We start from the raw sequence: 13,384 nt of genomic DNA on the forward strand, positions 1-13,384 counted from the left end.
GAGGCGGATTTGGGTGACCGCGATGCGGTGCAGCGCGGCGTTGAGTTGACGGTTGCCCGAACGGGTCATTCGGACGCGACCGCGGGTCTTGCCTGACCACACCGGCACCGGCGCGACCCCAGCGTGACGGGCGAAGGCCGCCTCGCTTTTGAACCGAGTGACCCCGGCGGACTCCCCGACCAGCTTGGCCGCGGTCAGCTCGCCACAGCCGGGCATCGCCAACAACACCGGAGCCACCAGGCGCACGCGTTGGCCAATGCGCTTGGCCAACGCGTTGATCATTTCAGTGAGGCGGGTGATGTCGGCGAGCTCGTCGCGGGCCAGTTCGGCGACGATCCCGCTCTGGCCCTCCAACCAATCACCGAGGATCTGTCGGTGCTTGGCAAGATCGAGCGAGCGCGGTTTGGGTGCACGTTCAGGATCGAGTTCATGAACCCGCCACAGCAACCGGTTGATCGTCGCCGTGCGTTGTGCCACAAGAACTTCCCGGCGATCCACCAGAAGTTTGCACTCACGCGACACCTCNTCATGGGAGGCCACCGGCAGATCAGGCTCACGCAGGAAACCACGCGCGACCGCCAACGCGTCGATCGGATCGGACTTACCCCGGGTGCGCGCCGAAGCCCGGGTCTGAGCCATCAACTTCGGGGGTACCCGCACCACCTTCTGCCCCTGGGCAAGCAGATCGCGTTCCAGGCGGGCCGATAGATGCCGACAGTCCTCGATCGCCCAGACNACATCGGTCCCGAACTGCTCACGGGCCCACATCACCGCCTCGGCATGCCCGGCGGTGACCGCGGTAACGGTCTTCTCGGCGAGCCTGCGCCCCGCCTGGTCGACGGCCACGAAGGTGTGCGTGCGCTTGTGTACGTCGGCTCCAACAACAACCATGGTGGTTGCCTCCATTCACTGTGAGGTGACGGTTGGGCCGGTCGGCGGACATACCTCAGTGGGGGCGGTGCCACGCTCCTNTCACACCTGATGCCGACAAAACGCATGCACGCCAACCCGAAGGCGGCAGCGAGCCTATGAGCCAGACACCAGATGATCAGGATCCAACCACCGCAAGAAGCGGTGCCCTCACCCTGACACTGACGCGAGCCTGGTCGACGCGTTGGAGTTCGGCGGCACCGCCATCACCTACGGCTCACTGACCGGTGCGCCGACGGGCCCGTCGACCGCCGCGCTGTTCGCCAAGGAGATTCGGTATACGGGCTTCTGGCTTGGCAACTGGTACTTCTCCGCGCCGCGGCAGGAGGTCGTGGAGACGCTCTCCTACCTCGCAGGCCTGGTGGCCGACGACGAACTGTCGGTACCCGTCGAGGCCACCTACCACCTCGACGAGCACCAGAAGGCGTTCGCGCACGCCCAGGCCACCCAGCGCGGCGGCAAGGTCCTGTTCACCTTCGACTGACGTCCATCCGACCCCGAGGAGATGCAATCTATGACCACCAACCCGATCCTGGTGACCGGAGCGACCGGACGTCACGGCAACACCGGCGAATACCTGGTGCGACGCCTGCGCGAGGAAGGCCGGGCGGTCCGGGTGCTGGCTCGCACCCTCGGCGAGCGCACCGACCGGCTCGCCGCGCTGGGTGCCGAAGTCGTCGTCGGCGACCTGCACGACCGTCGGACGCTGGTGCCCGCGCTGGCCGATGTCGACCTGGCGTACTTCACCTATCCGATCGATGCGGGAGTTGTTCCGGCGGCGGCCAATTACGCCGCCGCGGTGCGCGAGGTCGGGCGCCGGCCCAGGACGGTGGTGATGTCGATGGGCCCGGCGCAGCCCGAAAGCCCGAGCGCTCTGGGGCGGGCCCAGTGGCTCGCCGAGGAGATCCTGCAGTGGGCCGGCCTCGACGTCCTCATCCTTCGGGTGGCGGCGCTGTTCCATGAGAACCTCGCTGTGCTGCATGGTCGTTCGGTCATCGAACGCGGGGTCATCCGCAACTCTTTCGGGCCCAACGAAGTCGCGTGGATCAGCGGTGGCGACGCCGCAGAACTGGCTCTGACCGCGCTGTTGAGGCCGGAGCGGTTCGCCGAGCCGATCTATTATGCGAAGGGCGCGGAGGTGCTCAGCCACGTCGAGATCGCCGAGCTGATCACCGAACTCAGCTCCGTCGATGTCCGGTACGAGGCCGTCACGCAGGAGGAGTGGCGTCGCGATCTGGAGGCGCAGTCCCTGTACGACGGTGAGGATGTCGTGAACGGCGCGATGGCGCAGCACATTTCGGCGGTAGGTGACATGGTGGCCCGGAGTGGTCGCACGCTGCCCGCCGACGTGGATGCGCTACGCGATCTCATTGGCCGCGAGCCGGTGACCGTGCGCGACTATCTGCAGGCAAACCTCGCCGGGTTCGCGGCACGCCAACCCGCCTGACGCGCGGCCGAGTCTCCTCGCGAGCAGACGCGTACACCCCCAAATCACGTGGAAATAGGGGGTGTATGCGTCTGCTCGTCGGCGCACTCAGGTCTGGGTCGTAAGCAGGAAGACCAAAAAGGCGACGTATGCGCACACCATGGCCGCGCCTTCGCCACGATGGACCCGTCGACCGGAGATGAAGATCGGGATGCATGCCAAGGTCACGGCCACCATGATCGGGATGTCGATACGCACCAGCGCGGACGGCAGTTCGAGGCCGTGTGCGGGTATCAGGCAGGTGATGCCGAGGATCAGCAGGATGTTGTAGATGCTGCTACCGAGCAGGTTCCCGATGGCGATGTCCCTGTCGCCGCGCAGCGTGGAGACGACGGTGGTGACGAGTTCGGGAGCGGTCGTGCCGATGGCGACGACCGTCAGCCCGATCAGCGCATCCGATACGCCGAATCCGCCTGCGATCCCGACTGCGGCGTCGACCAGCCGATCGGCGCCGAGCACGATGATCGCGATGCCGCCGACCATCATCGCGACATGCAGGGCGGTGCTGCGACCGCCGGTGGTATCGGCCGGATAGGCCGGGACGAATTCGGCTGCAGCATCACGCGTTTCCCGTCGTGCAGCCTGAATCACGGCGAAGGTGTAGACCACCGCACAGACCACCAGGATCATGCCGTCGACTCGGGACAGCACGCCGTCGAACGCGAGAATCATCAGCAGGACGGCGGCGACCGCCATCACCGGCAGTTCGAAACGAAGCGTGCGCATTTCGATGGCCAGCGGCAGCATCAGCGCGCTCAGACCGAGTACGAACAGCAGATTGATCACGTTGGCGCCCGCGATGTTGCCGACCGCCAGCGCGCCGGTGCCCTCCGACGCGGCGACCACGCCGATCGCCAGTTCGGGCATGCTCGTGCCGATCGCCACCACCGTCAGGCCGACGACGATCGCGCTGATGCCCAGTCGCGAGGCGATCTTCGTCGCGCCGCGCACCATCACTTCCGCCCCGGCGACCAGGGCGGCCAACCCCACCACGAACCACGCCGCGTGCGCAACCACCACCGTCGAGTCTCCTCGTGAAAAGACGCGAAAACCCCCAAAATCGCTAGATTTTGGGGGTGTTCGCGTCTGTCCCCAGCCTACGCGTGGGCCCTCGCGCAGAACCTAGCTAGCGGTAGTCGCTGTAGCCGTAATCGTCCAACGGCACTGCGGCACCGGTCGCCTGGCCGAAGTCCGGGCTGTAGTACTGATCCTCGTAGGACGGGATCGTGTACGCCGCGGCCCGTGCTTCCTCGGTCGGCTGCACCTGGATGTTGCGGTACCGGTTGATACCGGTACCGGCCGGGATCAGCTTGCCGATGATCACGTTCTCCTTCAGACCCTGCAGCTTGTCGCTGCGGCAGTTGATCGCCGCATCGGTGAGCACGCGCGTGGTCTCCTGGAACGACGCCGCCGACAGCCACGAGTCCGTGGCCAGCGATGCCTTCGTGATACCCATCAGCACCGGACGACCCGCCGCGGGCTCGCCGCCCTCGGCGACCACCCGACGGTTCTCGGTCTCGAACTCGCCGCGCTCGGTCAGCGAGCCGGGCAGGAACTCCGTCGCACCCGAATCGATGATCGTGACGCGCCGCAGCATCTGCCGGACGATGACCTCGATGTGCTTGTCGTGGATCGACACGCCCTGAGCGCGGTAGACCTCCTGGACCTCCTTGACGAGGTGGATCTGCACCTCGCGGGGACCCTGGACACGAAGCACCTCGTGCGGATCGGCCGAGCCTTCCATCAGCTGCTGGCCCACCTCGACGTGGTCGCCGTCGGACAGCAGCCGCTCGGTGCCGTCGTCGTGCTTGAACACCTTCAGGCGCTGACGACGAGAGAGCTTGTCGTACACCACTTCTTCGCCACCGTCATCCGGGATGATGGTGATCTTGTAGAAGCGCTCGCCCTCCTCGAGTTGCACGCGTCCGGAGACATCGGCGATCGGCGCCTTGTCACGCGGGATACGGGCCTCGAACAGCTCCTGCACGCGGGGCAGACCACCGACGATGTCGCTACCACCAGAGACGCCACCCTGGTGGAACGTCCGCATGGTCAGCTGCGTACCGGGCTCACCGATGGACTGCGCGGCCACGATGCCGACCGCCTCGCCGATGTCGACGAGCTTGCCCGTCGCCATCGAACGGCCGTAGCACATCGCGCACACGCCGGTACCGGTGCCGCAGGTCAGCACGGAGCGGACCTTCACCTCGGTGATGCCGGCAGCCAGCAGCGCCTCGATCGCCGGGTCACCCAGGTCGTGGCCACGCTCGACGATGACGTTGCCGTCGGCGTCGACCGCGTCCTGCGCCAAAGTGCGGGCGTAGGCCGAGGTTTCGATGTGCTGATCGCGGATCAGCGTAGCCCCACCATCCGGAGAGACCTGCTTCTCGGCCAGCGTGACGTTGATGCCGCGCTCGGTCTCGCAGTCGGTCTCGCGCACGATGACGTCCTGGCTGACGTCCACCAGACGACGGGTCAGGTAACCCGAGTCAGCGGTACGAAGTGCCGTGTCCGCCAGACCCTTTCGCGCACCGTGGGTGTTGATGAAGTACTCCAGCACCGTCAGGCCCTCACGGAACGAGGACTTGATCGGACGCGGGATGAACTCACCCTTCGGGTTGGTCACCAGACCCTTCATGCCCGCCAGCGTGCGGGTCTGGGTCAGGTTGCCCGTGGCGCCCGACTTCACGATCGTGATGATCGGGTTGTCCTCGGGGTAGTGCGCCTCCAGCGCCTCACCGACCTCTTCGGTGGCGTTCTGCCAGATCTTCACCAACGCTTCGTTGCGCTCGTCGTGGTTGAGCGCGCCGCGCTGGTACTGCTTCTCGATCCGGTCGGCCTCGAGCTCGTGACGCTCCAGGATCTCCTGCTTCTGTGGTGGAACCAACACATCAGCCATGGAGACCGTCACTCCACTTCGGGTGGCCCAGTAGAAGCCGGCGTCCTTGAGCTTGTCCACCGTCTGCGCGACGACGATCATCGGGTAGCGCTCGGCCAGATCGTTGACGATCCGCGCCTGCACCTTTTTGTGCATCTGCTCGTTGACGAACGGATACGCCTGCGGGAGAAGCTCGTTGAACATCACCCGGCCCAGCGTGGTGTCCGCAGTCCAAGCGTCGCCCGGCTTCCAGCCCTCCGGGAACAGCTCGGCCTCGATCTCGGCGGGCGGACGCAGCTGGGTCAGCCGCACCCGGATGTTGGCGCGAACGCTCAACGCACCGCGGTCCATCGCCATGATGGCCTCGGCGGGTGAGCTGTACACACCCGTCTCCGGCTTGTCCTTGGCCGCCGGCGTGTACTCGCCGGTGTCGCCCTCGATCATGGTGGTCAGGTAGAACAACCCGGTCACCATGTCCAGACGCGGCATGGCCAGCGGGCGGCCCGATGCCGGCGACAGGATGTTGTTCGACGACAGCATCAGGATGCGAGCCTCGGCCTGCGCCTCCGCCGACAGCGGAAGGTGCACGGCCATCTGGTCGCCGTCGAAGTCGGCGTTGAACGCCTCACACACCAGCGGGTGCAGCTGAATTGCCTTGCCCTCCACGAGCTGCGGCTCGAAGGCCTGAATGCCGAGGCGGTGCAGCGTCGGTGCACGGTTCAGCAGCACCGGGTGCTCACCGATGACCTCTTCGAGGACATCCCACACCTGGGGACGCTGACGCTCGACCATCCGCTTGGCGCTCTTGATGTTCTGCGCGTGGTTCAGGTCGACCAGACGCTTCATCACGAACGGCTTGAACAGCTCCAGCGCCATCAGCTTGGGCAGACCGCACTGGTGCAGCTTGAGCTGCGGACCGACCACGATGACCGACCGGCCCGAGTAGTCGACGCGCTTACCGAGCAGGTTCTGACGGAACCGGCCCTGCTTGCCCTTCAACAGATCCGAAAGCGACTTCAGCGGACGGTTGCCCGGCCCGGTGACGGGACGGCCGCGGCGGCCGTTGTCGAACAGCGCGTCCACCGACTCCTGAAGCATGCGCTTCTCGTTGTTGACGATGATCTCGGGCGCGCCGAGGTCGATCAGCCTCTTGAGCCGGTTGTTGCGGTTGATGACACGGCGATACAGGTCGTTCAGGTCGGAGGTCGCGAAGCGGCCACCATCAAGCTGAACCATCGGGCGAAGCTCCGGCGGGATCACCGGAACGGCGTCGAGCACCATGCCCATCGGCGAGTTGGTGTTCGACTGGAACGCCGCGACGACCTTCAGGCGCTTCAGAGCACGAAGCTTCTTCTGGCCCTTGCCGTTACGGATCACGTCGCGCAGCTCTTCGGCCTCGGCATCGATGTCGAAATTCTCGATGAGCTTCTTGATCGCCTCCGCGCCCATGGCACCGGTGAAGTACTCGCCGTAGCGATCGACGAGCTCGCGGTAGAGCACCTCGTCGACGATGAGCTGCTTGGGAGCCAGCTTGGTGAAGGTGGTCCAGATCTCCTCGAGACGGTCCAGCTCGCGCTGGGCCCGGTCGCGGATCTGACGCATCTCGCGCTCGCCGCCGTCACGCACCTTGCGCTTGACGTCGGACTTGGCGCCCTCGTCCTCGAGCTCCTTCATGTCGGCCTCGAGCTTCTGCGCCCGGGCCTCCAGGTCGGCGTCGCGCTGATCCTCGACAGCCTTGCGCTCGACGGCCATCTCGGCCTCGAGCGTCGACAGCTCGTTGTGCCGCATCTCGTCGTCGACCGCGGTGATCACGTAGGCCGCGAAGTAGATGATCTTCTCGAGATCCTTTGGCGCCAGGTCGAGCAGGTAGCCCAGACGCGACGGCACACCCTTGAAGTACCAGATGTGCGTGACGGGCGCGGCCAGCTCGATGTGGCCCATCCGCTCACGACGCACCTTGGCGCGAGTGACCTCGACGCCGCAGCGCTCGCAGATGATGCCCTTGAAGCGGACACGCTTGTACTTGCCGCAGTAGCACTCCCAGTCGCGAGTCGGTCCGAAGATCTTCTCGCAGAACAGGCCGTCCTTCTCGGGCTTTAGCGTGCGGTAGTTGATGGTCTCCGGCTTCTTGACCTCGCCGTAGGACCAGTTGCGGATGTCGTCCGCGGTCGCGAGACCGATCCGGAGTTCATCGAAGAAGTTGACGTCTAACACGTAACTCCCTTTCCCCTTTCGGGACTAGAAACTATTAGGCACCACGGCTGAGCCGTGACTTAGGCAAGGTCCTCAACGGACGCAGATTCATTGCGGGACAGGTTGATTCCCAGGTTCGCGGCAGCGCGCTCCAGGTCCTCGTCGTCGCCGTCGCGCATCTCGATCGCGGCACCGTCCGACGACAGCACCTCGACGTTGAGGCACAGCGACTGAAGCTCCTTGAGAAGCACCTTGAACGACTCGGGAATGCCCGGCTCGGGGATGTTCTCTCCCTTGACGATCGCCTCGTAGACCTTGACGCGGCCGACGGTGTCGTCGGACTTGATGGTCAAGAGCTCCTGCAGCGTGTACGCCGCGCCGTAGGCCTGCATGGCCCAGCACTCCATCTCGCCGAATCGCTGACCACCGAACTGCGCCTTACCGCCCAGCGGCTGCTGAGTGATCATCGAGTACGGGCCGGTCGAGCGAGCGTGGATCTTGTCGTCGACCAAGTGGTGCAGCTTCAGGATGTACATGTAGCCGACCGTCACCGGGTACGGGAACGGTTCACCACTGCGGCCGTCGAACAACTGCGCCTTGCCGTCGCCGTCGACGAGCGTGTCGCCGTCGCGGTTGGGCAGCGTCGCCGACAGCAGACCCTGCAGTTCGGCTTCGCGGGCACCGTCGAACACCGGCGTCGAAACGATGGTGTTCGGCTCGACCTCGAGCATCTCCTCGGGCAGGTTGGCAGCCCAGTCCGGCGAACCGTCGATCTTCCAGCCGGCCTTGGCGGCCCACCCGAGGTGGGTCTCCAGGATCTGGCCGATGTTCATCCGTCGCGGCACACCGTGCGTGTTCAGGATGATGTCGACGGGCGTGCCGTCGGGCAGGAAGGGCATGTCCTCGACGGGCAGGATCTTGCCGATGACGCCCTTGTTGCCGTGGCGTCCGGCCAGCTTGTCGCCATCGGAGATCTTGCGCTTCTGCGCGACGTAGACGCGGACCAACTCGTTGACACCGGCGGGCAGCTCGTCATCATCCTCGCGGCTGAACACGCGGATGCCGATGACCTTGCCGGACTCACCATGCGGCACCTTGAGCGACGTGTCGCGGACCTCGCGCGCCTTCTCACCGAAGATCGCGCGTAGCAGCCGCTCCTCCGGGGTCAGCTCGGTCTCGCCCTTCGGGGTGACCTTGCCGACCAGGATGTCGCCGTCGCGGACCTCGGCGCCGATGCGAACGATGCCGCGCTCGTCGAGGTCGGCCAGCACCTCATCGGAGACGTTCGGGATGTCCCGGGTGATCTCCTCGGCGCCCAGCTTGGTGTCGCGGGCATCGATCTCGTGCTCCTCGATGTGAATCGAGGTGAGCACGTCCTCTTCCACCAGACGGTTCGAGAGGATGATCGCGTCCTCGTAGTTGTGACCCTCCCACGGCATGATCGCCACGAGCAGGTTCTTGCCCAGTGCCATCTCGCCGTTCTCGGTGCACGGACCGTCGGCGATCACCTGGCCGGCCTCCACCCGGTCGCCGGCGTCGACGATCGGGCGCTGGTTGGCGCAGGTGCCGTGGTTGGACCGCGCGAACTTGCGCATCCGGTAGGTGTGCCGGGTGCCGTCGTCGGCCATCACGGTGATGTAGTCGGCGGATACCTCTTCGATGACGCCCGCCTTGTCGGCGACGACGACGTCACCGGCGTCGATCGCGGCGCGCAGCTCCATGCCGGTGCCGACCAGCGGCGCCTCGCTGCGGACCAGCGGAACCGCCTGGCGCTGCATGTTCGCACCCATCAGGGCGCGGTTGGCGTCGTCGTGCTCGAGGAACGGGATCATGGCCGTCGCGACCGACACCATCTGGCGCGGCGACACGTCCATGTAGTCGACCTCGGTGGCGGACACGAACTCGACCTCGCCGCCCTTCCGGCGAACCAGGACGCGCTCCTCGAGGAAGCGGCCCTTCTCGTCGGTCGGCGAGTTGGCCTGCGCCACGACGTGGCGGTCCTCCTCGTCGGCGGTCAGGTACTCGATGTCGTCGGTGACGACGCCGTCCTTGACCTTGCGGTAGGGCGTCTCGATGAAGCCGAAGGGGTTCACCCGCGCGTACACCGACAGCGAGCCGATCAGGCCGATGTTCGGGCCTTCCGGCGTCTCGATCGGGCACATGCGGCCGTAGTGGCTCGAGTGCACGTCGCGCACCTCGAGGCCGGCGCGCTCACGGGACAGACCGCCGGGGCCCAGCGCCGAGAGACGACGCTTGTGGGTCAAGCCCGACAGCGGGTTGTTCTGGTCCATGAACTGGGAGAGCTGGCTGGTGCCGAAGAACTCCTTGATGGCCGCCACGACGGGACGGATGTTGATCAGGGTCTGCGGCGTGATCGCCTCGACGTCCTGAGTCGTCATCCGCTCGCGCACGACGCGCTCCATGCGGGACAGGCCCACCCGGATCTGGTTCTGGATCAGCTCGCCGACGGTACGCAGACGACGGTTGCCGAAGTGGTCGATGTCGTCGACCTCAACGGGAACCTCGACTCCGCCGGGGGCGGTCATCGTCTGATCGCCCTGATGCAGGCGCACCAGGTACTCGATGGTGGCGACGACGTCCTCTTCGGTCAGCGTCGAGCTGGTGATCGGCTGGCCGGCGTTGAGGCCGAGCTTCTTGTTCACCTTGTAGCGGCCGACGCGGGCCAGGTCGTAGCGCTTCTCCTTGAAGAACAGGTTCTCCAGCAGGGTCTGCGCGGACTCCTTGGTCGGCGGCTCGCCCGGGCGCAGCTTGCGGTAGATGTCCAACAGCGCCTCGTCGGTGCCGGCGGTGTTGTCCTTCTCCAGCGTGCCCATCATGATCTCGGAGAAGCCGAAGCGCTCCACGATCTGCTCGTTGGTCCAGCCCAGTGCCTTGAGCAGCACGGTGACGGGCTGACGACGCTTGCGGTCGATACGCACGCCCACGGTGTCGCGCTTGTCGACGTCGAACTCCAGCCACGCACCGCGGCCGGGGATCACCTTGACGCTGTGCAGCGTCTTCTCGGTGGACTTGTCGATGCTCTCGTCGAAGTACACACCCGGCGAGCGGACCAGCTGGGACACCACAACACGCTCGGTGCCGTTGATGATGAAGGTGCCCTTCTCGGTCATCATCGGGAAGTCGCCCATGAAGACCGTCTGGCTCTTGATCTCACCGGTGTTGTTGTTGATGAACTCGGCCGTGACGAACAGCGGCGCCGCGTACGTCATGTCCTTGTCTTTGCACTCGTCGACCGGGGCCTTGACTTCGTCGAAGCGCGGGTCGGAGAACGACAGCGACATGGAACCCGAGAAGTCCTCGATCGGCGAGAGCTCGGTGAGTACCTCTTCGAGGCCGCCGACGGGCTCGATGGCGTCGCCACGGAGCTTGGCGTTCTCGCGCCAGCGATCCGAACCGATCAGCCACTCAAAAGACTCGGTCTGAACGTCAAGTAGCCCCGGAACCTCGAGCGGCTCACGGAGCTTTGCAAAGGAAATTCGGTTTGGTGCTCCTGGTACGGAGTTATTGGTTACTACTGCTGACTTGGATTGGCGGGACCCTGCCAAGATGCATCCTTCCAGCACCTCATGCGACGATCCGGATGGCCTCAAGGGGCTTGAGCGCCGTTCCGTTCCTATCGCGATATCTGCGTCGGTTTGGCTGGCTTCTCAAGCCCAAATACGCCCGTAAGCAGGACACACGACTAGATCACTGAGCGGACTCAGGCCAAAACATCGGTGTCAGGTGCGGGTTTGGAGGGCAGGATGCAGCCAGCGCAACGTCCAACAGTACCGCAGGACGGCGTATTCCTCAACCACTGCACGTACGGACAGTCGGGGCGCTGGCTGGCGACTCGATTCTTCTAACCCATCCGTACATTGCTGACCAACAGATTGGCCCCTCGAAGCCCTTCCGTCAAGAGATAACGCGGTGTTTGGTGTGGGGTTTTTCGTTGGTACCCCGGTTTGCGGAGGCTTAAGCGGCGACGGTGTTCGTGCAACTGGCGCTTGATCCGACCTCCTCCCGTAGACAGCCCGGCTGGAGGGTGAACAGCCCCGCACTCATCGCCATGAACGGTTCCAGGAAGTTCAAGAGGTACGGCCGGCGCAGCGAATTCGGGAGGTCAACCAGTGTGGCGGCGCCTCCGGGAGTGGTGATCGTGCGCGTCTCACCGCTATCGAGGTAGATGCCGGTGGCCCGGTTGCCCGCAAACATGTCGTTCACCCAGCCCACCATCAGGATCTGCGCGGCCGCGACGTTCTGCGGCTGGGAGAACCCCGCCACCAGTTGCTGCGAGAACTGGATGAGGAAGTTGCCGCCGCGCATCGTGTCGACGTGGGAGCCGCCGGCCAGTGTCACGCCGTGGAAGTCGGCGTCGGGCCGTGCCTGCAGCAGTGCAGCGGTGCCGCTGCCGAACATGTTCCACATGTACTTGGGCGCGGCGAGCTGATAGATCGGGATGCTGTCGTCGACCTTCCGCAGGTCGCTGGCCATCAGGCCGTTGAGACCGACACCGTCGAGCAGCACCACCCCGGCCAGCCGGTCAGCGCTGCCGTTGTCCGTCATGTACCCGGCGATACCGGAGACCGCGCCGCCGCCGAGCGAGTGACCCATCAACACCACCCGATCGGGAATCGGACCGGTGTAGCCGGCGGCGGCTGCGCTGTCGGCGAGTGCCGTGTTGCCGTCTGCGAACACGCCGGCCATCGCCTGGTGCATCGGGGCCCCGCCGAGCCAGCACTGGCCGTAGTCCAGGAAGTTCGAGGTGATCGACGGGGCGACGACGATGCTATTGGTCTGTTCGGCCATCGTGGCGGCGGTGTGGCTGTACCACGGCCCGGCGGCCAGGAATCCGTGCTGCAGGTAGATGAGCCGGTCCGGCTGGGAGTTCTGGGGGACGTACCAGTCCGCGGGCACACTCTCGCCAGCGCCCGGTGCGCACCCGCAGTCCATCCGTAGCCGCGAGCTGTGCACCGTGACCGTGCTGTTGGCCGGGAGCATCGGCGGCCCGCCGAAGAGCTGGATGACGAAGCCGTACAGGCCGAAGACGATCGTCCCGATCACGTCGAGTAGAAGGTTCAACGGGGTTGCTGTCGCGACGGCGGTGGCCTGCGTCCTCGCAGTGGGCGTGACCTCGACGGCTGCGAGTTCGGGCTCTTGTGTCTCGACGAAGGAGGTGTCGAGCCCCATCGCCACGAATTCGGTGGCGAATTCCGTTGCGAATTCCTGGGTATCTTCGCGTTCGGTTTCGACGACGGCTGTCTTTTCCTCGACGTCCGGTTCCGTGGTCTTCGCGAATCGGTTGTCGACGGCCTGGGTCAGGGCCGTCTCGACCGTTGGCGTCTGCGAACCACCCGATGCGTCATGCTCCACGTGCGAGTCGTTGCCGGTTTCCGTTTCCGCCGCGGACGTATCGTCTTGGGTGACGCCTTCGCCGGCCGTGACCTCCGGCTCGGTGACGACGTCATCGGTCGTCTCGTCTCGAGTGTTCTCGCCGGCGGCGTCGGCCTTCTTGGCGTCGTCTTGCTTTTCGTCGTCCTTCTTGTCGTCGTCCTTCTTGGCGTCGTCTTGCTTTTCGTCGGCCTTCTTGTCGCGGTCCTGCTGACTGCCCGCGCCGACATTGCCTTGCTTCGTTCCGCCGCCGTTCTGGGTGCCCGTCGCCGACGCGGAGCCATCGTTCTTGCTGCCCGTGGAATCCGACGAGGATGACGTCGACGTGTTGCCGCCGTCGCCGGAGTCGCCGTCGGTAGCCATCGCGATGCCCGACCCGGCCAACAACCCAGCCGAAATACCCGCGGTGACCACGCCGGTCGCCATCCACACCAAGAACCGGTCGCCCATGCGCCCTCCTGTTCGCTGACCGCCAGAAAGATAACGTGTGTTGTCAGCTCATTAGG

Annotated in this window: 7 protein-coding genes; 2 read left to right on the forward strand and 5 right to left on the reverse strand. The window is 65.4% G+C overall.

Annotated features, from left to right (window positions below):
- The coding region (locus H7J93_RS00800; protein ID WP_267304399.1) for an IS110 family RNA-guided transposase at positions 1–891 on the reverse strand (891 nt) is incomplete at its 3' end.
- A 211-nt stretch (positions 892–1,102) separates the two neighbouring features.
- Here H7J93_RS00800 and H7J93_RS00805 point away from each other — a divergent pair.
- The gene (locus H7J93_RS00805) at positions 1,103–1,414 is read left to right on the forward strand and encodes a hypothetical protein (protein WP_504928429.1); all 312 of its coding nucleotides are present in this window, start codon (positions 1,103–1,105) and stop codon (positions 1,412–1,414) included.
- Between the two features lie 30 nt (positions 1,415–1,444).
- Entirely contained in the window at positions 1,445–2,377 is a 933-nt protein-coding gene (locus H7J93_RS00810; RefSeq protein ID WP_267304401.1) for an NmrA family NAD(P)-binding protein, read from the forward strand.
- 87 nt (positions 2,378–2,464) lie between these two features.
- On the opposite strand, the gene H7J93_RS00815 is transcribed toward H7J93_RS00810, so the two are convergent.
- The 4 genes from H7J93_RS00815 to H7J93_RS00830 form a co-directional block, all read right to left on the reverse strand.
- Positions 2,465–3,433 carry a calcium/sodium antiporter gene (locus H7J93_RS00815; RefSeq protein ID WP_267304673.1) on the reverse strand — a complete coding sequence of 323 codons (969 nt, stop codon included), beginning with the start codon at positions 3,431–3,433 and terminating at the stop codon, positions 2,465–2,467.
- A 109-nt stretch (positions 3,434–3,542) separates the two neighbouring features.
- A complete protein-coding gene (locus tag H7J93_RS00820; protein WP_267304402.1) occupies positions 3,543–7,508 on the reverse strand; it encodes a DNA-directed RNA polymerase subunit beta' in 3,966 nt (1,321 codons plus the stop codon).
- A gap of 59 nt (positions 7,509–7,567) precedes the next feature.
- Positions 7,568–11,053, reverse strand: a complete 3,486-nt coding sequence (rpoB, locus tag H7J93_RS00825) for a DNA-directed RNA polymerase subunit beta (RefSeq protein ID WP_372507747.1) — start codon at positions 11,051–11,053, stop codon at positions 7,568–7,570.
- A gap of 409 nt (positions 11,054–11,462) precedes the next feature.
- The gene (locus tag H7J93_RS00830) at positions 11,463–13,328 is read right to left on the reverse strand and encodes an alpha/beta hydrolase family protein (protein WP_267304404.1); all 1,866 of its coding nucleotides are present in this window, start codon (positions 13,326–13,328) and stop codon (positions 11,463–11,465) included.
- Positions 13,329–13,384: the final 56 nt, after the last annotated feature.

Origin of the sequence: Mycobacterium barrassiae (assembly GCF_025822765.1) — a bacterium.
Taxonomy (GTDB): domain Bacteria; phylum Actinomycetota; class Actinomycetes; order Mycobacteriales; family Mycobacteriaceae; genus Mycobacterium; species Mycobacterium barrassiae.

Excerpts from the sequence above, each read along its gene's own strand:
- H7J93_RS00830 (WP_267304404.1), bottom strand. The coding sequence starts at position 13,328 with ATGGGCGACCGGTTCTTGGTGTGGATGGCGACCGGCGTGGTCACCGCG.
- H7J93_RS00810 (WP_267304401.1), top strand. The coding sequence starts at position 1,445 with ATGACCACCAACCCGATCCTGGTGACCGGAGCGACCGGACGTCACGGC.